The 20,726-nt window shown below is 61.1% G+C and carries 16 protein-coding genes and 2 pseudogenes; 7 read left to right on the plus strand and 11 right to left on the minus strand.

The window, feature by feature from the left end; all coding sequences use genetic code 11:
• The first annotated feature begins 130 nt into the window (after nt 1-130).
• The 5 genes from CFE47_RS02220 to CFE47_RS02240 all read left to right on the plus strand — a co-directional run bounded on the left by CFE47_RS02220 (nt 131) and on the right by CFE47_RS02240 (nt 4,642).
• Complete coding sequence (locus CFE47_RS02220; RefSeq protein ID WP_286835298.1) at nt 131-1,261, plus strand: SMP-30/gluconolactonase/LRE family protein; 1,131 nt, start codon at nt 131-133, stop codon at nt 1,259-1,261.
• A gap of 67 nt (nt 1,262-1,328) precedes the next feature.
• Nucleotides 1,329-2,303, plus strand: a complete 975-nt coding sequence (locus CFE47_RS02225) for a hydroxyacid dehydrogenase (RefSeq protein WP_286835299.1) — start codon at nt 1,329-1,331, stop codon at nt 2,301-2,303.
• Nucleotides 2,304-2,316: 13 nt separating this feature from the next.
• Entirely contained in the window at nt 2,317-3,009 is a 693-nt protein-coding gene (locus CFE47_RS02230; protein ID WP_286835300.1) for an RraA family protein, read from the plus strand.
• Between the two features lie 75 nt (nt 3,010-3,084).
• A complete protein-coding gene (locus CFE47_RS02235; protein ID WP_286835301.1) occupies nt 3,085-4,371 on the plus strand; it encodes a CitMHS family transporter in 1,287 nt (428 codons plus the stop codon).
• Nucleotides 4,372-4,381: 10 nt separating this feature from the next.
• Nucleotides 4,382-4,642 carry a TerC family protein gene (locus tag CFE47_RS02240; RefSeq protein ID WP_286835302.1) on the plus strand — a complete coding sequence of 87 codons (261 nt, stop codon included), beginning with the start codon at nt 4,382-4,384 and terminating at the stop codon, nt 4,640-4,642.
• A gap of 40 nt (nt 4,643-4,682) precedes the next feature.
• Here CFE47_RS02240 and CFE47_RS02245 read toward each other — a convergent pair whose 3' ends face one another.
• Both CFE47_RS02245 and CFE47_RS02250 read right to left on the minus strand, forming a co-directional pair.
• The gene (locus CFE47_RS02245) at nt 4,683-5,684 is read right to left on the minus strand and encodes an NAD(P)H-quinone oxidoreductase (protein ID WP_286835303.1); all 1,002 of its coding nucleotides are present in this window, start codon (nt 5,682-5,684) and stop codon (nt 4,683-4,685) included.
• Nucleotides 5,685-5,700: 16 nt separating this feature from the next.
• Nucleotides 5,701-7,137: an NAD-dependent succinate-semialdehyde dehydrogenase gene (locus tag CFE47_RS02250; protein ID WP_286835304.1), complete on the minus strand. Its 1,437-nt coding sequence runs from the start codon at nt 7,135-7,137 to the stop codon at nt 5,701-5,703.
• 189 nt (nt 7,138-7,326) lie between these two features.
• On the opposite strand from CFE47_RS02250, the gene CFE47_RS02255 reads away from it, so the two are divergent.
• Nucleotides 7,327-8,262, plus strand: coding sequence for a LysR family transcriptional regulator (locus CFE47_RS02255; protein WP_286835305.1), 936 nt, complete (start codon nt 7,327-7,329; stop codon nt 8,260-8,262).
• A gap of 60 nt (nt 8,263-8,322) precedes the next feature.
• On the opposite strand, the pseudogene CFE47_RS31720 reads toward CFE47_RS02255, so the two are convergent.
• A pseudogene (locus CFE47_RS31720) lies at nt 8,323-9,267 on the minus strand (methyl-accepting chemotaxis protein); the annotation flags it as partial.
• Nucleotides 9,268-9,615: 348 nt separating this feature from the next.
• Nucleotides 9,616-9,918: pseudogene (locus CFE47_RS31725) on the minus strand (PAS domain-containing protein); the annotation flags it as partial.
• A 132-nt stretch (nt 9,919-10,050) separates the two neighbouring features.
• Between CFE47_RS31725 and CFE47_RS02265 the strand changes: the two are divergent.
• Nucleotides 10,051-12,249, plus strand: a complete 2,199-nt coding sequence (locus tag CFE47_RS02265; protein WP_286835307.1) for an OsmC domain/YcaO domain-containing protein — start codon at nt 10,051-10,053, stop codon at nt 12,247-12,249.
• A 59-nt stretch (nt 12,250-12,308) separates the two neighbouring features.
• Here the strand turns inward: CFE47_RS02265 and CFE47_RS02270 are convergent, their stop codons facing one another.
• From CFE47_RS02270 to CFE47_RS02300, 7 genes are all read right to left on the minus strand, one after another.
• Nucleotides 12,309-13,475, minus strand: coding sequence for a cystathionine gamma-synthase (locus CFE47_RS02270; protein WP_286835308.1), 1,167 nt, complete (start codon nt 13,473-13,475; stop codon nt 12,309-12,311).
• Entirely contained in the window at nt 13,472-14,848 is a 1,377-nt protein-coding gene (locus CFE47_RS02275; RefSeq protein WP_286835309.1) for a pyridoxal-phosphate dependent enzyme, read from the minus strand. Before CFE47_RS02275 ends, CFE47_RS02270 begins: the two co-directional genes overlap by 4 nt.
• A gap of 121 nt (nt 14,849-14,969) precedes the next feature.
• On the minus strand, nt 14,970-15,833 hold the full coding sequence (dapA, locus tag CFE47_RS02280) for a 4-hydroxy-tetrahydrodipicolinate synthase (RefSeq protein WP_286835310.1): 864 nt from the start codon (nt 15,831-15,833) through the stop codon (nt 14,970-14,972).
• Between the two features lie 281 nt (nt 15,834-16,114).
• Nucleotides 16,115-17,092, minus strand: a complete 978-nt coding sequence (locus CFE47_RS02285) for an alpha/beta hydrolase (RefSeq protein WP_286835311.1) — start codon at nt 17,090-17,092, stop codon at nt 16,115-16,117.
• Between the two features lie 76 nt (nt 17,093-17,168).
• Nucleotides 17,169-17,651 carry a VOC family protein gene (locus CFE47_RS02290; RefSeq protein ID WP_286835312.1) on the minus strand — a complete coding sequence of 161 codons (483 nt, stop codon included), beginning with the start codon at nt 17,649-17,651 and terminating at the stop codon, nt 17,169-17,171.
• 32 nt (nt 17,652-17,683) lie between these two features.
• Complete coding sequence (locus tag CFE47_RS02295) at nt 17,684-18,076, minus strand: ester cyclase (protein ID WP_286835313.1); 393 nt, start codon at nt 18,074-18,076, stop codon at nt 17,684-17,686.
• A 146-nt stretch (nt 18,077-18,222) separates the two neighbouring features.
• Complete coding sequence (locus CFE47_RS02300) at nt 18,223-20,685, minus strand: TonB-dependent siderophore receptor (RefSeq protein ID WP_286835314.1); 2,463 nt, start codon at nt 20,683-20,685, stop codon at nt 18,223-18,225.
• Nucleotides 20,686-20,726 lie beyond the last annotated feature (41 nt).

Consider the following 20,726-nt stretch of genomic DNA (forward strand, 5'->3'; position numbering starts at 1 on the left):
AGCAGAATCATTCCTGCAGGGAATGGTTTGTTGAAAATACGCTAATAGATTCCAACAGTTCCCATCGCGATACTCATGGCGCACTCCCGGAATCGGGGGGGCATAACAATAAAAAGCCAGAGATCACGCCATGAAACTGTCTGCTGCGCACCTGCTTTTTCTCGCCCTGCAATGCCCACTGTTGGCCCACGCTGCCGACGTGCTGCCGCCGCAACTGCCCGTGACCGAAGACAGCCGGCTGGTGTCGGTCGCCACCTCGGCACATATCTGGAACGGAGTTACCGTCGCGCCCGATGGTCGTACGTTCGTGTCCCTGACTCAGTCCGAAGGCCCAGGCGTTTCCCTGGCGGAAATCGGCCAAGACGGCCAACTGCATCCGTATCCAGATGCCCAATGGAACAGCTGGGACGCGACCAACCCGGGCAATCATTTCCTGCATGTGAACGCATTGCGCATCGGCCTGGACGGCAAGCTCTGGGCAGTCGATGCCGGCAACACCGGCATCAATACCGGCGCCCACGCGGTGCCCGGTGCCGGCAAGTTGGTGAAGATCGACCTGGCTACCAATACGGTAGAGAAGGTCTACCCGCTGGCTGGCGATGTGCAACAAGACAACAGCTATTTTGATGACATCCGTTTCCACGGTGACCTCGCGTACCTGACCGATCCCGGCGCCGTGCGCTTGGTGGTGCTGGACCTCAAGACCGGCAATGCGCGCACTGTGCTGGAAGGCCATGAGCTGTCCATTGATCACCTGCCGATGTACGCCGACGGCAAAAAACTGTTCATCCCCAATGGCCAGGAAAAACGCGTCGGGCTCGACCAACTGGAAGTCACGCCCGACGGCAAATACCTGTATTACCAGGCCATTCCTGGACCGTTGGCGCGCATCGAAACCCGCTACATCGACGACGCCAAACTGCCTGCCGCCGAAGTCGCCCAGCACGCCGAGCGCTGGCTGGACACCTGGAGCACCGGCGGCACGGCTATCGACGCGGCCGGCAACCTGTATGCCTCTGATGTGAACACCCGCAGCGTCAAACGCATCGCCCCCGACAAGACCGTCACCACCGTGGTCGCCGACCCGCGCCTGGTGTGGGTAGACGCGATGTGGATCCAGGGCGGCTACCTGTGGCTGCCTGCCGCCCAGATCAACCGTACGCCGGCCACCACTGCGGGCAAGCCGTCCACGGTCGAATATCCGGTGCACCTCTACAAGATCAAGATCGACGCGCAACCGTCGCCTATCGATCATTCCTGAATCGGGATGACGGCCCCCGGCGATTCAGGCCGGGGACGTTTCATCTCCACAGCCTAAGGCTTGACTCATGCCCCATACCATTCTCGTCACCGCGCCGAAACTCGCCGGCGCGGGCCTTGACTTGCTCAACGCTGGACAGTGCCGCGTGTTGTACATCGCGGCGGGCGAGGGCGCCGATGCCGTCGAACGGATCCTGGCCCAGGAACCTGTGGACGCGGTGATTTCCCGCACCCTGGATCTCACTGCCAAGGCCATTGAGGCGTGCCCGACCCTCAAGGTTATTTCCAAGCATGGCGTGGGCGTCAGCAATATCGACGTGGCCGCCGCCAGCGCGCGGGGCATTCCGGTGTACGTCACACCAGGGGCCAACGCGCAGTCAGTCACGGAAATGACGTTGGCGCTGATGTTCGCCGCTGCCCGCCGTGTGAGCTGGATGGACCGCGAGATCCGCAGCGGTCGCTGGTCCCGCGCCCAAGATGGCCTGGAATTGAGTGGCCGTACCTTGGGGCTGGTGGGTTTCGGCCAAGTGGCGCGGCGCGTGTCCATTGCGTGCCAAGCCATCGGCATGCCGGTGGTGGTATTTGACGCGTTGTTGCCCGCCGACAGCGATCTGCAAGGTGCCGAGCGCGTTGATTCGCTGGCCGCGTTGCTGCCGCGTAGCCAGGTGCTCAGCCTGCATGTACCGCTGACCGAAAAAACCCGTGGCTTCATCGGCGCCGAGCAACTCGCTCTGCTGCCCGAGGATGCCGTGCTAATCAACACCGCACGTGGCGAAGTGGTCGATGAAGCAGCGCTGATCCTGGCGTTGCGCGAGCGCCGCCTTTACGCCGCCGGGCTAGACACCATGGCGGTCGAGCCACTGCCGGCGAGCAGCGAATTGCTTGGCCTGGACAATGTGGTGCTCACCCCGCATGTCGGTGGCTCCACCCCCGCAGCCTTGGCCGCAATGGCCGCCGGTGCGGCGCGTAATGTCTTGGGCTACCTCACCGGCAACCCGGTCGCGGCCTCGGCATGCGTCAACCCATCAGTCTTCGACAAATGATCAGGAGTTTTTCATGACCAGCACTCAATCCTGGCCTGCGGGCTATCGCATCAACCCGCGTGTCGAGGGTGTAAGCCCGGCACTTGTCGAGGCGTTCCGCGCGATTCCTGTTGCCGTGGCGGGCGACTGCATGGGCCGCAGCATCGGTGCCCGTGGCCTGAAGATCTATCACGGTGATTTGTCGCTGAAATTGTGCGGCCCTGCGTTTACCATCCGCGTCCGTCCCGGTGACAACCTGATGGTGCACAAGGCGCTGATGATGGTTGAACCGGGCGATGTGTTGGTCATCGACGGCGGCGGCGATGTCAGCCAAGCGGTGATTGGCGGACTGGTGCGCACCACAGCGTTGCGCGTGAAGCTGGGCGGCATTGTGATCGATGGCGCGGTGCGTGACCTGGAAGAACTGGCCGAAGGCATCGTGCCGGTGTTTGCCGCCGGCCATACCCATCGCGGCCCAAGCAAGGACGGCCCTGGCGAAATCAACGTACCGGTGGCCTGTGCGGGGTTGTGTGTGTTGCCGGGTGATTTGGTGCTGGGGGATGCCGACGGTGTGATCGCGATTCCAGCGGCAGATGCCGAGGCGTTGCTGCCCAAGACCCTGGCCCATCTGGAGCGGGAAGCGGGCATTCGTGAGACCAATGAAAAGGGCACGGCAGACCCGGAGCGTTTTAATGCGCTACTGCGGGCCAAGGGCCTACCGGTGTGACCTGCTGCTGACTCGCGCCGCCCTGGCATGGGCGGCTGCCGTATGCCTGTACAACTATAAAAACAGGGTTTCGCCATGCTTATGCTTTTGAGTTTTTTGATGTTGGCCTGCTTCATTTATTTTTTGATGAGCAAGCGTTTGTCAGCCTTGACCGCGTTGATTCTGATTCCCACCGTGTTTGCCCTGATCGGTGGCTTCCAGGCCGACCTGGGCAAATATGTGATCGATGGCTTGAAGATGGTCGCGCCTAACGGCGTGTTGATGATTTTCGCCATGCTGTACTTCCTCACCATGACCGAAGCCGGGATGTTCGACCCGTTGGTGAGCAAGATCGTCAAGGCGGTGCGCGGCGACCCGGTGAAGATCTTTGTCGGCACGGTGTTGCTGGCGTTTATCGTGGCACTGGATGGCGATGGGGCGACCATCTACATGATCGTGCTGTCGGCGTTCCTGCCGATCTACAAACGCCTGGGCCTGTCGCTGCCGATGGTGTGCTGCCTGCTGCTCCAAGTGGCCGGGCTGGGCAACATGGTGCCGTGGGGCGGGCCGACTGCACGTGCCGCCACCGCGATGCACGTGGATGTCGCCGACATGTTCGTGCCGATGCTGCCGGCGATGCTGGCGTGCGTGGCCTGGACTTTCGTGCTGGCCTATTTGTTTGGGCGCCGCGAACGTGCGCGGCTGGGCGGCACCATCGACCTGAACGGCGACTTCGCCGAGCACAAGGAGCACCGGGGTGACGGCTGGCGCTTCTATTTCAATTGGCTGCTGACCGCGCTGTTGATTCTTGGGCTGTGCCTGGAACTGTTCCCGCTCAGCTACATGTTCATGGTTGCGGCCTGCCTGGCGCTGGTGGTGAATTTTCCGGGTCTCAAAGACCAGCAGGAGCAGCTTGCACTGCATGCGCCGCCGATTCTCGCGGTTTCCAGCCTGATCTTCGCGGCGGGGGTGTTTACCGGCGTGCTGTCCGGCACCGGTATGGCCAACGCGGTGGCGACCGGCCTGCTGAAAGTGATTCCCGACGCCTTCGGTCCCTACATGGCGGTGATCACGGCCTTGTTGAGTATTCCAGTGACCTGGTTGGTGTCCAACGACGTGTTTTACTTTGGCATTCTGCCGATCCTGGCCGAGACCGCCCAGCACCACGGCATCACTGCCGTGGAAATGGCCCGCGCCTCACTTGTGGGCCAGCCGGTGCATATTCTCAGCCCGTTGGTGGCGTCCACCTACCTGGTGGTGAGCATGCTCAAGCTCGACTATGCCGAGAACCAGCGCTTCACCTTGAAGTGGTCAGTGATCAATTGCTTCATCCTGTTGATCGTGTCGTTGCTGACCGGCATTTTCCCCCTGGTTGTCCGTTGAAGAGGTCGACATGAATTGGCTTTACGACCCCCTGCTATGGGCGGCCCTGGCGCAAATCATCGCCATGGACCGGTTGCCATGGCTGGTACCCGCAGGCGGCGCGCTGATCGGCTGGATTGCCGGGGGCATGGTGGTTGCTGATCTGGCCTTGCAACCCTTTTTTCCCCTGGACGAATGGGTGCATTGGATTGCCAGCGTTGGGTCAGCAGCAGCTGTTTTGCTGGCAGGGTTGTGGCTGGCACGGCGGGAGCGTTCGACCGCGTTGAATTAAAGCCGTCTGCACGCGCAAGCGTGCAGACGGTCAGGTCGGTTCAGTACAGATCCTGAGGCTGCATCGTCAGGATAATTTTGCCTACATTTTCAGCTGACTCCATACGGCGATGTGCGTCGGCAGCGCGGGATAGCGGGTACGTGCTGTCGACCACCGGCTCTAGGCTGTCGCCGCCCTCGAAACGTTCGAGCCAGTGCTCGCGAAAGCGCTGGATCATCGCGTGTTTCTCCGGCTGGGTGCGCGACTTCATGACCGTGCCGATGATCTGCAGGTGGCGGTACAGGACATGTTCCAGTTTCAGGCTGACCTCGCCACCCCCACCGAGAATACCTACCTGGATCAGCCGGCCCCCGTTGGCCAACGACGCAATGTTACGGCTGAAGTAGGGCGCACCCACGAAGTCGATGACCACATCCACCCCTCTGCCGTTGGTTTTAAGGGCGATGACTTCAGCAAAGTCTTGGGTTTTGTAATTGATGGCGACATCCGCCCCTAAGTGTTCAACGCGCACCGATTTGCTGCCCTCGGTAGTTGCATATACGGTCGCGCCTGTGGCGTACGCCAATTGCACCGCCGCAGATCCCACGCCACCCGCTGCGGCATGAATCAATACGCAATCGCCTGCCTTCAACCCACCCAGGTGCATCATCGCCTCGTGAGCGGTGACGAATACCTCAGGAATGGCTGCGGCATGCACATAGTCCAACTGGGCGGGAATGGGCATCGCCATGCGATAGTCGATACGTGCGATTTCAGCATAGGCGCCGCCGCCCACTACGCCCATTACCCGGTCACCCACGACGTAGCCGATAACGTCCGCGCCGGTGGCAATCACCTCGCCTGCGATCTCCAGTCCGATGATCGGCGAATCGCCGAAGTCCGGGCGGCCATAGCCGCCGTTGCGATGGGTCAGGTCGGCCCGGTTGACGCCCGCCGCGTAGACGCGCACCAGCAGATCGGTGGGGCGTACATCAGGGGTAGGGGCGTCGCCCAGTTTGAGCACGTCGGCGCTGCCGAATTCTTCAAGGGTAATGGCTTTCATGAAGGGTTGATCTCCGTTAAACCTGGCTGATGAATTTGTGGGTCAGGTAGTGCTCGATGCCCTCAATGCCGCCTTCCGAGCCATGGCCGCTTTCTTTCATGCCACCAAAGGGCAGTTCGGTGGCGACAATGCGGTACTGGTTGATACCGATCATTCCGGCCTCGAAGCCATCGGCGACGTCGATGGCCGTACGGGCGTTGGAGGTGAAGGCGTATGCCGAGAGCCCGTAGGGCAAGCGGTTGGCCTCCTGGAGGCCAGCGGCCAATGTGTCGAACGGCATGAGGACGGCAATGGGGCCAAAGGGTTCTTCATGCATGACCCGCGCGCTCATCGGCACGTCCACGAGCACCGTTGGCGCGAAGAAATAACCCTGGCCCGGCATACGCTCACCGCCTGCCAGGACTCGAGCGCCTTTCTCGACAGCGTCCGCTACCAGTTCTTCCATCTTGGCCAACTGCCTTGGGTTGGCGAGTGGGCCGACTTGGGTGTGGGGGTGCAAGCCGTTGCCGATGCGCAGGGCCTGGGTAGCCTCTACAAATTTGGCGACAAAAGCGTCATACGAGCCGCGTTGTATGAGGAACCGAGTGGACGAAATGCACACCTGGCCCGTGCCCCTGAAACGGTTGGCAGCACCCTCCACGGCAGCCTTTTCCACATCCCCGTCATCAAACACCAGCACCGGTCCGTGGCCACCCAGCTCCAGGGTGATGGGTTTGACCCCCTCGGCTGCGCGCGCTGACAGCAGGCGCCCAATCGGCACCGAGCCGGTAAACGTGACCTTGCGAATGATTGGCGAGGCGATGAGGTGGCTGGAGACCTGATCCGGCACACCGAACACGACTTGCAGCACACCTTTGGGCAATCCGGCATCGTCGAGCGCACGCGCCAGTGCCAAGGCCGTGGATGGGCTTTCTTCGCCAGGTTTCAGGATCACGCTGCAGCCTGCGGCCAACGCAGCTGAAAGCTTGCGCGCTGGGGTGATCGCCGGAAAGTTCCAGGGGGTGAATGCCGCCACCGGGCCAATTGCCTGGCGCTTGACCAGCTGCAAGACCCCTGGCCGATTGGAGGGCACCACGCGACCATCAATACGCCGTGCACTTTCGGCAAACCACTCGAAATACTCAGCGGCGCGGGTCACTTCGTCCAAACTTTCACCCAGCGGCTTGCCTTCTTCCAGGGTCATTTGCGCGGCAATCTGCGGTGCGCGTTCCAGGATCAGGTCGGCGGCGCGTTTGAGGATCTTGGCGCGCTGGTCCGGCACCGTGCGGCGCCAGGTGTCGAAGCTCACTCGGGCGACGCCCAGGGCGTGGTCCAGGTCGGCGGTGGTGGCAAGCGGCACTCGGCCGATTTCTCGCTCGGTGGCCGGGTTGACCACGGCGGCGGTGGCACGCCCTTCGGCACTGATCCATTCGCCACCGATGAAAAGGTAAAGCGGGTCGTAGGTTACGTTCATGGCAAGGCCCTTTTTAGTGTCTTGGGAGTCGGCTGGATTGGGGCCAAGTCTAGGGACGGCAGGGCGTTTGATTTAGCCGGCTGCGAGGGAATGATTGTTGTACGAGATAGCAAAATCCCCGGCTTGCGCGGACTGAGGCCAGCGGCGATTATGCGGCCAACGGCGTAACAGGCCCTTTGGACGATAGAGATGGACAAACTTTCGAATATGGCGGTGTACGTCAAAGTGGTCGAGATGGGCAGTTTTACGGCGGTGGCCAACCATCTTGACTCTACTGTCGGGAATGTCTCGCGGGCCGTTTCTGCCCTGGAGAAAAACCTTGATGCACGCTTGCTGCAACGCTCCACCCGGCGCTTGTCGGTGACCGACGCTGGCCGTCGTTATTACGAGCGATGCAAGAGCATCCTGTCGGACCTGGAAAACGCCGAAGCCGAAGCCAGCGATGCACTGCTGGCACCCCGTGGCAGGTTGCGAGTGCACTGCGTACCGGGCCTGGCCCGCCAGTTGGTGACCCGTGCGGTGCTGGACTACCGCAGGGCATTCCCCGAAGTGACGGTGGATCTGCTGCTCTCCCAGCGCATGCCGAACCTGCTGGAAGACCAGCTGGATGTGTCTATCCTGATTGCTCGAGCCTTGCCGGACTCGGCTTATGTCAGCCAGAAGATCGGCGTGAGCCATTGCGTGCTGGTAGCGGCCCCCGAATACCTGGCTCAACACGCGCCACCTCAGGAGCCCGACGACTTGAGCGACCACCAATGCCTGTTGTTGGGGACTGTCGACTACGCGCGCGACGAGTGGCAACTCAAGAGTACAAAGGGTGACGTCACGTTCGTGCCAACGGGGCCGAGTTTCAGCGTGAATGATATGGACGCCATGGCGGTGGCGATCAAGGAAGGCGCCGGAATAGGTTTGTTGGCGGGTTTTTCGGCTGTTGACGACCTGCGCAGTGGCAAGCTGGTGCGGGTGTTGCCGGAATATCACACCTATGAGCGTAATGTGTATGCGGTGTACACGTCGCGTCAGTTTGTGGATGCGAAGATCACTCGGTTCATCGAGGCCCTCAAGGAGCGAGTAGGCGGGGAATTGGCGGCAACGGCTCGTGAGTTGGTTGGCGATAGTGCGTGACAATCCTGGTGGAAAACAGCGCGCCCGTCAGGTTCAATGACAGGCGCGCAGCGAGGCTGGTCAGCGATTGAAACGTTCCACCAACGCATATTGGGTGGAAGCGGTATTGGTCAGCTCTTTGCTCAAGTCGGTGGATTGATGGGCCTGGATCGAGGTCTGGTCGGCCAGTTCGGCGATGGTGGTGATGTTGCGGCTGATCTCCTCGGCCACCGCGCTCTGTTCTTCGGTGGCGGCGGCGATCTGGGTGGTCATGTCGGTGATATGGGACACCGCTTCACTGATGCCCACCAGTGCCTGGTCCGCTTCCAGTACCCACGCCACGCCTTCCTGGGCTTGGCGTTGACCGTGCTCCATGCTTTGCACGGCATTGTTGGATGAGGTTTGCAGTTGAAGGATCAGCGCATGGATCTGCGTGGTGGATTGGGCAGTGCGCTGTGCCAGTTGGCGCACCTCGTCAGCCACCACGGCAAAGCCACGACCTTGTTCGCCGGCGCGGGCGGCTTCGATGGCCGCGTTTAGGGCCAGCAGGTTGGTCTGGTCGGCGATGCCCTTGATCACGTCAACCACGCTGCCGATTTCGTCGCTGTCCCGTGCCAGTTGCGCCACGGTGGCACCGGTTTCGCCGACAACTGTCGACAGGCGCTCGATGGCCTCACGGGTGTCCCGCGCTACCTCACGCCCGCGACCGGTAAGCGCGTTGGCCTGTTGCGTCGCGTCGGCGGTGCGTTGTACGTGGCTGGCGACTTCCTGGGTGGTGGCGGCCATCTGGTTGACCGCAGCCGAGACCTGTTCGGTTTCGACGCGCTGGCGGTCGAGACCCCTGGCGCTGGCCGTGGCCAACTGATCGGACTGCCCGGCCAGGGCGCTGAGTTGTTCGGCGCTGTCCTGCAGGCGGGTGAGGCAGGTCTTCAGGCGTGCGGCCTGGCTCAGGAACGCGGTTTCCAAGCGTGCCTGGGGGCCACTTGCGTCACTGTACATCTGCGCAATCAAGGCGTCCGACGTCGAAGGTTCTACCCCCTTGAGCAAGCGCAAGGTGCTGCTGTGGCGCGCGCGTGAGCAAAGCAAGCCCACGGGGATCGCAACGGCCACGGCCACCGCGAGGGCTATGGGAGCACTCAGGTAGAGCCCGGCGAGGGCGCCTGCAATACCGGTTGCCGCATACGGTACACAACTCAACACGGCCGGCAGCCAGGCGTCCTGACGCGGCACGCCGGGCTTGCCTTGGCTGATACGTTGATACAGGGCCTGGGCGCGGCGGATTTCATCGGCGCTGGGCTTGACCCTCACCGATTCGAAGCCGACCACCGTGCTGCCATCGAATATCGGCGTGACGTAGGCGTTGACCCAATAGTGGTCGCCATTTTTCGAGCGGTTCTTGACGATGCCCATCCAGGGCTGGCCTTGCTTGAGCGCATTCCACATATGAGCAAAAACGGCGGGGGGCACATCCGGGTGCCGGACGATATTCTGCGGTGCACCGATCAGGTCGGCACGGTCAAAGCCGCTGATATCGACAAAGGCATCGTTGCAATAAGTAATCACACCCCGAACATCGGTGGCAGAGATGAGTTTTTGCTGAGGCGCGAGTGAAATCTCGCGCTGGGTTACTGGCTGGTTGTTGCGCATTCCGACTACTCCCTGGTTGCACTCAGCCATCGGCCTCAACTGCAAAAAGATTAATCCACATTGGGAATTTCGCCAGCCATTGGTCAAAAGCCTGAAACTTGCGGATGAAAAACCTCATAATGGCGGCCATTTTTGTTTAGCCCGTTATTCTGGTGTGCCCGCATGGAAATCAAGGTCAACTTTCTCGACAACCTTCGACTTGAAGCCAAGTTCGATGACTTCACGGTGATTGCCGACCAGCCCATTCGCTACAAAGGCGATGGCTCGGCACCCGGACCGTTCGATTACTTCCTGGCTTCGTCGGCGTTGTGTGCGGCGTACTTCGTGAAGTTGTACTGCCAGACGCGCAATATCCCCACGGACAATATTCGCCTGTCCCAGAACAACATTGTCGATCCGGAAAACCGCTACAACCAGATCTTCAAGATCCAGGTGGAGTTGCCGGCGGACATCTCCGATAAAGATCGCCAGGGTATCCTGCGCTCCATCGACCGTTGCACAGTGAAGAAAGTGGTACAGGCAGGCCCTGAGTTTGTTATCGAGGAAGTTGAAAACCTTGATGCGGATGCACAAGCCCTGCTGATGCCCAACTCTACCTCCGAGGGCGGCACCTACATTGCCGGCAAGGACCTGCCCCTGGAGCAGACCATCGCCAACATGTCCGGGATCCTCGCCGGGCTGGGCATGAAGATCGAAATCGCGTCGTGGCGCAATATCGTGCCCAACGTCTGGTCGCTGCATATCCGCGATGCCCATTCGCCGATGTGCTTCACCAACGGCAAAGGCGCGACCAAGGAAGGCGCGCTGGCGTCGGCACTGGGCGAGTTTATCGAGCGGCTCAACTGCAACTTTTTCTACAACGATCAGTTCTGGGGTGAGGAACTGGCCAATGCGCCGTTCGTGCACTACCCGGACGAACGCTGGTTCCAGCCGGGCCCCAAGGATGAGCTGCCGACTGAAATCCTCGATGCCTATTGCCTCAAGGTCTACAACCGCGAGGGTGAACTGCGTGGCTCGCACCTGTTCGACACCAACTCCGGGAATGAAGAACGCGGCATTGTCTCGCTGCCGTTTGTGCGCCAGTCCGATGGCGAAGTGGTGTATTTCCCCTCCAACCTCATCGAAAACCTCTACCTCAGCAACGGCATGAGCGCGGGCAATACTCTGGCAGAAGCCCAGGTGCAGTGCTTGTCGGAGATTTTCGAGCGGGCGGTGAAGCGCGAAATCATCGAAGGTGAATTTGCCCTGCCGGACGTACCTGCCGAAGTGCTGGCCAAGTACCCAAGCATCCTCGCCGGCATCCAAGGCCTGGAAGCCCAAGGCTTCCCGGTATTGGTCAAGGATGCCTCCCTGGGCGGTGAATTCCCGGTGATGTGCGTGACCCTGATGAACCCGCGCACCGGTGGCGTTTTCGCCTCGTTCGGCGCGCACCCGAGCCTGGAAGTGGCGTTGGAGCGCAGCCTCACCGAGCTGCTGCAAGGCCGCAGCTTCGAAGGCTTGAACGACTTGCCGCAGCCGACCTTCGAAGCACAGGCTGTGACCGAGCCAAACAACTTCGTCGAGCACTTCATCGACTCCAGCGGCGTGGTGTCGTGGCGCTTCTTCAGTGCCCAGTCGGACTATGAGTTTGTCGAGTGGGACTTCACAGGTGAAGGCGAAGACTCCAATGCCCAGGAAGCCGCGACGCTGTTCGGCATTCTGCAAGGCATGGGCAAAGAGTCCTACATGGCGGTGTACGAACACCTCGGCGCAACCGCCTGCCGCATCCTGGTGCCGGACTATTCGGAAATCTACCCGGTGGACGACCTGATCTGGGACAACACCAACAAGGCGCTGTTTTTCCGTGCCGACATCCTCAACCTGCACAGCCTCGACGAGGAGGCGTTGCAAGCGTTGGTCGAGCGCCTGATCGAAAGTGAGCTGGACGACTACACCGACATCACCACCCTGATCGGCATCGAGTTCGATGACAACACCGCCTGGGGCCAACTCACCATCCTGGAGTTGAAACTGCTGATCTTCCTGGCCCTGAAGCAATATGAAGAGGCCAAGGAATGCGTGGAGATGTTCCTGCAGTACAACGACAACACCGCCGAACGTGGCCTGTTTTACCAAGCGATGAACGCGGTGCTGGAGATGGAACTGGACGACGACCTGGAACTGGCCGACTACGAGACCAACTTCCGCCGCATGTTTGGCAACGAGCGGATGGACGCGGTGATTGGTTCGGTCAACGGTGACGTACGTTTCTATGGCCTGACACCGACCAGCATGAAGCTGGAAGGCCTGGACCGGCATCAGCGATTGATCGAGAGCTACAAGAAGCTGCACGCAGCTCGGGCCAATGTAGCGTCAAGCTGACACAAGTCCTCTTGTGGGAGCGAGCAAGCCCGCTCCCACAGGTTGTCCGGTGCAGTTCGCTAGATTTTCCTGAGGGCCTGGGCCAAATCTGCCCTCAAATCCTCCACATCCTCAACCCCCACCGACAACCGCACCAACCCATCACCTATCCCCAACTGCGCCCGCGTGGCGGCTGGAATACTCGCATGGGTCATGATGGCCGGGTGTTCGATCAGGCTTTCCACGCCGCCGAGGCTTTCGGCCAGGGCGAAGATTTGCACGTTTTCCAGAAACCGCGTGGCGCCGGCCAGGTCGCTGTTCAGGTCGATCGAGATCATCCCGCCAAACCCGCGCATCTGCCTGCGGGCCAGTTCGTGCTGTGGGTGGGACGCCAGGCCGGGGTAGTAGACCCGTGCCACTTGCGGCTGTTGTTCCAGCCAGGTCGCGAGGTCGAGGGCGTTGCTGCAATGACGCTCCATGCGCAGTGCCAGGGTCTTTACGCCGCGCAGGGTGAGGAAGGCATCAAACGGCCCGGCAATGGCGCCGACGGAGTTTTGCAGGAAGCCCAGGCGCTCAGCCAGCTCGGGGTTGTCGCCGACGATGGCGATTCCGCCGATCACATCCGAATGGCCGTTGAGGTACTTGGTGGTGGAGTGCACCACCACATCAAAGCCCAACTCCAGCGGGCGCTGGATCCAGGGGCTGGCAAAGGTATTGTCGGCCACGCAGATAATTCCGCGAGCCTGGCAGATACGCGCAATGGCGCTCAGGTCAGTGAGGCTCAGCAGCGGGTTGCTCGGGGTCTCGACCCAGACCATGCGCGTATCGTCTTGCAGGCTCGCTTCAAACGCCGACAGGTCACTCAGGTCGACAAAGCTGAAACGGTGCCCGGCGCTGCGCTGACGCACCTTGTCGAACAGACGGAACGTGCCGCCATACAAGTCATTGCCGGACACGATATGCGCACCGGCGTCCAATAACTCCAGCACCGTGGAAATCGCCGCCAGCCCGGACGCAAAGGCAAACGCCTGGCTGCCGCCTTCCAGGTCCGCCACGCAGCGTTCCAGGGCAAAGCGCGTCGGGTTGTGGGAGCGGCCGTAGTCGAAGCCCTTGTGCACGCCGGGGCTGTCTTGCAGGTAGGTGGAGTTGGCGTAGATCGGCGGCATCAGCGCGCCGGTGGTCGGGTCGGGGGATTGCCCGGCATGGATCACACGGGTGGCAAACGCAGTTTTATCGGACTGACTCATGCAAGGGATCTCCGTAGGTGGTTGAGCAGGTCGACGCGGGTGATCAGGCCATGGAAGCCGGAGGCGTCGGCGATGATGGCGACCAGGCCGCGATCCAGTTCTGCCTGCAGTTCCGCCAGGCTGGCGCTGGGGTCCAGGGTGTGCAGGGTGTTGGTCATGGCGCTGGCGACAACCATGTTGAAATCCGCCGCGTCGTGGTGCAGGCCCAGCAGGATGTCGGATTCGTCGATCACGCCGACCAGATCCACACCGTCAACCAGCACCGGCAGTTGTGACACATCCGCCAGGCGCATGCGCTGGAAGGCAGTGAGCAACGTATCGTCGGGGCTTACGCTGATCACGCGGCCGTCTTCAAAGCGACGGGCGATCAGGTCGCGCAGGTCGCCGTAGTGTTTGTATTGCAGCAGGCCTGCGTCTTTCATCCACTGGTCGTTGTAGACCTTCGACAGGTAGCGCGTGCCGGTGTCGCACACGAAGGTGACCACGCGCTTGGGCTCCGTTTGCTCGCGGCAATAGCGCAGCGCGGCGGCGAGCAAGGTACCGGTGGACGAGCCGCCTAGAATGCCCTCGGCACGCAGTAGTTGGCGGGCATGGTCGAAGCTTTCTTCATCGCTGATGGAATAGGCGTGACGCACGCTGGACAGGTCGGCAATCGAGGGGATGAAGTCTTCTCCGATGCCTTCCACTGCCCAAGACCCCGGCGTTTCCAGGCGACCGCTGCGGCTGTACTCGGCCATCACCGAGCCCACCGGGTCAGCCAGCACCATGGCCAACTCGGGTTGCACGCGCTTGAAGAAGCGAGTCAGGCCGGTGAGGGTGCCGGCGGAGCCTACGCCCACCACAATCGCGTCCACGTCATGCTGGGTTTGCGCCCAGATTTCCGGTGCGGTGCTGGTCTCGTGGGCGAGGGGGTTGGCCGGGTTGTTGAACTGGTCGGCGAAGAATGAATCCGGAATGTCCTTGGCCAGGCGCGCCGCCACGTCCTGGTAATACTCGGGGTGGCCCTTGCCGACGTCGGAGCGGGTGATGTGTACTTCGGCGCCCATGGCCTTGAGGTGCAGCACCTTTTCCGTGGACATTTTGTCGGGCACCACCAGCACCACGCGGTAGCCCTTGGCGCGGCCGACCAGCGCCAGGCCCAGGCCGGTATTGCCGGCAGTGGCCTCGATGATGGTGCCGCCCGGTCGCAGGCGGCCGTCACGTTCGGCGGCGTCGATCATGGCCAGGCCGATGCGGTCCTTGATCGAGCCGCCGGGGTTTTGCGATTCAAGTTTGAGAAACAGCGTACAGGGGCCGGTGTCGAAGCGGCTGACCCGAACCAGTGGCGTGTTGCCGATCAGTTCAAGTACGGCGGGACGGGGGAGGCTGGGCATGGTGTCACCTGGTACGGGTTGGCGTAGGTGGGACAGCAAAGTGCAAAGCATGCCTTGGACCATAGGCCGGGATCAGCCCGGTCGCAACCGGGCGGTCCATTGGATGTCTGTTTTTGGCGCATTACCTTGCAAGATTGCCGAGGCCCTGCAAGCGCGCGATGACCGTAGCGCTCGCTACTTGCATCGGTGCCCGCAACTCGTTGCTGATCAAACCCTGCAGGGCCAGGGCGGCCTTCACTGGGGCTGGGTTGGGTTCGATGAACATCAGGTTGATCAATGGCAGCAACTGGAAAAACGTCGCGCGCGCTTCGGCCAGTCTGTTGTCGCGCACTTGCTGCCACAGCGTCACAAACTGTTCGGTATGCACATGGGCGGAAGCCGCAATAGCACCGCTGGCGCCTAGCGTCAGTGCGTTGAAGATCTGGATGTCCTCGCCACACAACACATCCACTTTGCCACTGGCCAGCAACGCCAAGGTATTGCCGAGGTTGCCGCCGCAATCCTTGATCGCCACGATCCGCTCATGGGCAACGATGTTCAGCAAGGTGGCCTGTTCGAAGGTTGCGCCGGTGCGGTAGGGAATGTCGTACAGAATGATCGGTGCACTGGAGGCATCGGCCACGGTGCGGAAGAACGCTTCAAGGCCGGCCTGGGACGGGCGGATATAACTCGGTGCTGGCACCAGTAATCCGGCGACCGGGCGCTGCAGGACTTCACGTTGAAACTGCAGCAACTCAATCTGGTTGTTGCCCGCCAACCCCATCACCACGCGATGTGCCGGCACCCATTGCAACACGGCGTCCAGCACCGCCAGTTGTTCCTGGCGACTCAGCGACGCTGCTTCTCCGGTGGTGGTGCACACCATGATCCCCGCCACGTGTTTTTCCAGCAGGTGGCTGACCAGACGGTGCAGGCCGATAAAGTCGATAGCACCGTCATGGAACGGTGTGACCACGGGAACCCACATACCTTGAAACGCTGACATGCACTTTCTCCTGATGATTGACCGAATAAGTCACCGTCAGAAGGGCAGGGGGAATTGTGCAAGGGGGGAGACCGTCGCGCTCAATGTCCTGTCAGCTCATCTGACGGGACAGCGCGCCCCGGTCACATGAGCGACTGTTTCTTCGATTTGAGGGCGTGCGCAACGCAACCTTGCGCCTTGGCAATCAAGCCAATGACGGAGAGGTTAACGAAAGAGGTTGCGGACATTTGCTGACACACCCTGAAGAAGGCGTTCATCTTCAGGGGATGTAAGAGCGTGTGTCAAGCCCGCCGCAGGTGTTGACGCACAAATTGCGCGACTTCTGCTGCCAGCTCCCTGTCTTCCGGTGCGCCCATGAAACCGCCGTGGGGCATGGCTTCGAAAACATGCAGCACCGCTGTCACCTGTGCCTTGCGCAAGACGCGGTGCAGACGCACGGTGTTGGACAGGAACAGGTCCCGTGTGCCGCTTTGCAGGAAGGTGGGAGGGAATCCCAGGGTGAAATCACCAAACAGCGGCGAAAGGTACGGATGGCACACATCTGCGTCGGCGGCATACAGCAGATTGGCGCTTCTCAGCGAGTTGGGTAGCACCACGTCGACGGTACGGTTGACCTGGAAGCTGTCACCGGATTCGGTCAGGTCCACCTCCGGCGACAACAGCACCAGCGCCGCCGGCAGCGGCAAACCTTCGTCACGGGCACGCAACACCAACGCCGCCGCGAGGTTGCCACCCGCCGAACGGCCGCCGATCACAATGTGTTCCGGGGCGTGGTGCTTGAGCACATGGCGATAGGTGGTCATGCAATCATCCAGCGCCGCAGGGTAGGGATGATCGGGTGGCATGCGGTAATCCACGCCATAGCAGACCACATCGTGCAAGTCGGCTTGTTTACCGGCTGCGATACGGCAATTTTCACCCCCGCCGAACACCAGCGCGCCGCCATGCAGGTCGATGAAGGCAAAGCTCGTACCCGTCGCTGGTGTTGCCACGTGCACGGTGGTGTTTTCAAGGGCCAGTGTGTGAAGGTTGGCGCGCAGGGTTTCGGCCTGTCCGGCGTTGGCGCTGGCGTAATGCTGGGCCACGGCGGCTTGCATCTGACGCCAGCCAGCGTGGTCCTCGGGTGCGGGCAGGGCGTGCAAGGCATTGAGTGGTACACCATCCGCCCCGACCAGGCGTTGAAGAGTCGCCTGGGCTTCGGGGCTGATGGACGACGGGACCGGAATCGTCCGTGAGTCTAGTTTGACGCCTGTGTTCATGGGCTGACAGCTCGCGTTCGACGACTGGGGGCGCAAGCATGCCAGCCCTGATGTGCGGCTCGCAATGGGCGTGAGTTCAGTGCCCTGCGACTGCTGCCTTAATGGCTGCAATGTCGATTTTGGTCATGGTCATCATCGCCTCAAACGCCCGCTTGGCGATTGCCGGGTCAGGATGGGTCACCGCGTCTGTCAACGCCCGAGGCGTGATCTGCCACGACAACCCCCACTTGTCCTTGCACCAGCCGCAGGCACTTTCCTGGCCGCCGTTGCCGACGATGGCGTTCCAGTAGCGGTCGGTTTCTGCCTGGTCGTCGGTGTGCACCTGAAAAGAAAACGCCTCGGTGTGCGTGAACATCGGGCCGCCATTCAAACCCAGGCATGGAATGCCCAGCACGCTGAACTCCACGGTCAACACATCGCCTTGTTTGCCCGACGGGTAGTCACTCGGGGCCAGGTGCACGGCGTTCACCTGGCTGTCAGGGAAGGTCATGGCGTAGAAGGTAGCGGCCTCCAGGGCCGTGCCGTTGTACCAGAGGCAGAGGGTGGTCTTGTGGTTCATGGTTGCGCTCCACGCAAATGGGTGTGTGGAGTCTAGTCAACCAGCTGCTGTTCGATGGCTGCCTTGTCGATCACCGACCACACGTGGGCGAATCTGCCGTCGACGCATTCGTAGAACACGTTCTCGTCAAACGTGATCCTGCGGCCATTGATCGGCAGCCCGAAAAATTCGCCCCGTGGCGTGACTTTGAAGTTCAGGCGACTGGCAACAGTGGGTGGATCGGCGACCAGCAGGTGGATGCGGAACACCAAGTCGGGGATTTCACGGAAGTCGCGCTCCAGCATCGCGCGGTAGCCGGCGAGGCCCACCCGGGTGCCGTTGTAGGTGACGTCCGGGTGGACGAAGTGGCCCAGGTGCTCCCAGTCCTGGCGGTTCAGGCAGGCGATATAGCCTTGGTAAAGGGTGGCCAGTTCGTCTCGGGTCATGTCGCGATCTCCTTCTGGATAAGTTGCTTGGGAAGCTCCGCTCGGTAACGCGATACGCAAACGCCACTGAGTAGGGAAACAAAAAATCCGCATTCTTTAAAGGCATGCGGATTTTTTAGTGTTGTGAACCTCGGATCCGTTCCTCGTCAGAAGGCGTACTTCGCCGTCACACTGATATTGCGCGGGTCACCGTAGACGTCATAAGGGCTCCACGTCGAGTTGCTGGCGATGCCCTGGTAGTACTTCTTGTCGAAAACGTTGTTGATGTTCAGCTGGGTGTCGAGGTGTTTGTTGACCTGATAGCCGGCCATCAACCCAACCACCGCATAGGCCTTTTGTTCGATATGGAAGTTGCCAAACACGTTGCTGCCTTTGTTGTAGGTGCCGCTCTGGCTGTAGACGTTCGCACCGATACGCAGTTTGTTCAGGTCGCCTTGAAGGTGGTAGGTGGTATTGGCCTTTAACATATGGCGAGGCACGTCGGTGTCGAACAGCGTGCCTTCCTTGCGCTTGTCGGCATCCTTTTCGTATTTGGCCTGGGCGAATGTGTAGCCGGCGCCGAGCTGCCAGTTTGGCGTGAGTGCCCCGTTGATCTCAAACTCGATCCCCTGGCTGCGAACCTTGCCGGCAGCCTCGTAGCAGCCATAGGCACCGACGGGGATGACCCGGCAGGTGCTGGCGTCTGCCACTTCTGCCGCCCGGTTCAGTTGGTCGATCTGGAACAACGCAGCGCTGGCATTCAACGCGCCGCCAAAGTACTCACCCTTGATGCCCACTTCGTAGTTTTCGCCGGTGATGGGCTTGATCCCGGCACCGTCGCCATTTTTCTCGGTTTGGGGCTGGAAGATATCGGTGTAGCTGGCATAGACCGAGTGGTTGTCGTCCAGGTCATAAATCACCCCGGCGTACTGGGTGACGTGGCGCACTTCCTTGGTCTTGCCCGAGGTGTAGTACTGGTCGTTGATCTGGTCATAGTTTGACGTCGCGTCGTACCAGTCCAGGCGCGCGCCGAGAAAGACTTTCAGCGGGTCGGCGAGGTTCCAGCGGGTGGTGACGTACAAGCCCTCCTGATCGACGTTGTCATCGATGGTGTAGATGTCCGGAACGATAGGCTTGGGTGTTTTCGGGTTAAAGTCATTGATGTCGATATTATTGAGGAAGGTGGTGCCACCTACCGCTTCTGTCTTGAGTTGACGCTTGCTGGCACCGACCACCAACTCATGCTGGCGCCCGAGCAGTGAGAACGGACCGCTGGCGAAAAAATCATAGGTGGACTGGTCGTAATTTCGCGTCTGGTTGAATACCCGCTGGCGGTAGGTCGCGTCGTTGTTGCGCTCCAGAACGGCGCCGGTCAACTTGAAGTCGGACCAGTTTTTCGACGCGCCCAGGTGCAGGCGCCAGTCGTTGTCGAAGCGCTGGTCGAGTTCGGCGAACACTGTCTTGTTGTCGATGTCCTGGTGCGACCAGCTGTAGCCGAACGACTTGGAACGGTTAAAGCCCATGTGGCTACCGTTGGGGTTTACCGGCAAGCCGCCCCAGTTGATGTTGTTATTGTCGTTTTGATCGGATGCGCCCACGGTCAGGGTGGTGCTGTCGGTCAGGTCGAACTCGGTAACGCCGTAGAATACGCCCCGTTCACGCCCGGCGTAATCCTGATAGCTGTCCTTGTCGTGATAGGCCCCGACAAAACGGCCACGCACGCTGCCACTGTCATTGACCGGGCCGGACACATCCAGCTCGCTGCGGTAGTTGTCCCAACTGCCGGCGCTGCCGGTGATGCTGGCCTGGAATTCTTTGGTGGGACGCTTGCGCACCATGTTGATGGCCGCCGATGGGTTGCCGGCGCCCTGCATCATGCCGGTGGCGCCGCGAACCACCTCCACACGGTCGTAGGGGGCCAGGTCGGCGGTAGCGACCCAGTCGGCGTTGTAAGTGGTGGGCAGGCCGTCGAACATGATGTTGGTGATAGGAAACCCACGGGCGAAGAACTCGCTGTTGGCGGGACGTGCGGCCGCCAGACGCAGCCCTGGTGTGGCCTGGACCACGTCGTCAAGGCTGCGCATGGCCTGGTCGTCCATGCGCTGGCGGGTAATCACGGTCACCGATTGCGGCGTTTCACGCAGGGACAACGGCAGTTTGGTTGCGGTCTGCATCGCGCCCGTGGTGTAGGAATCGCTGTTTTCGGTGGTTGCGCCAAGGTCTGCGCCGCTGATGTTAGTGGCGCCCAACTCCAGCGCACTGCCGTCACCGGTGCGCGGTACCAACAGATAGTTGCCGCTGGCGGTGCGGATAACGCTCAGGCCACTGTCGGCCAGAAGGCGGTTGAGGCCGTCGTGCACGCCATAGTCGCCGCGCAACGCCGGTGCGCGTTTGCCCTGCACCACGGCAGGATCAAAAGGCAGGGAGATACCGGCAATCTGAGCGAAACCGTTCAGCGATTCTTCCAGTGGCCCGGCGGCGAGGTCGTAGTGGCGGCTGTCGCTCTGCGCTGCTTGTACGGCAAAACTGGCCAGCGGCAGGCCGGTGATGCCGCCCAGCAAAAGGCTATGAAGGGTCAGTGCAAGGACACTGCGAGGCAGAGGCCGAGGGGAAATCAAAACAGAGGACATGTACGACGAGCTCCTTTCGAATAACAGGGGGTATGTCCTGT

The sequence above is a fragment of the Pseudomonas sp. PGPPP1 genome, from assembly GCF_002255865.1.
Taxonomy (GTDB): Bacteria; Pseudomonadota; Gammaproteobacteria; order Pseudomonadales; family Pseudomonadaceae; genus Aquipseudomonas; species Aquipseudomonas cremoris.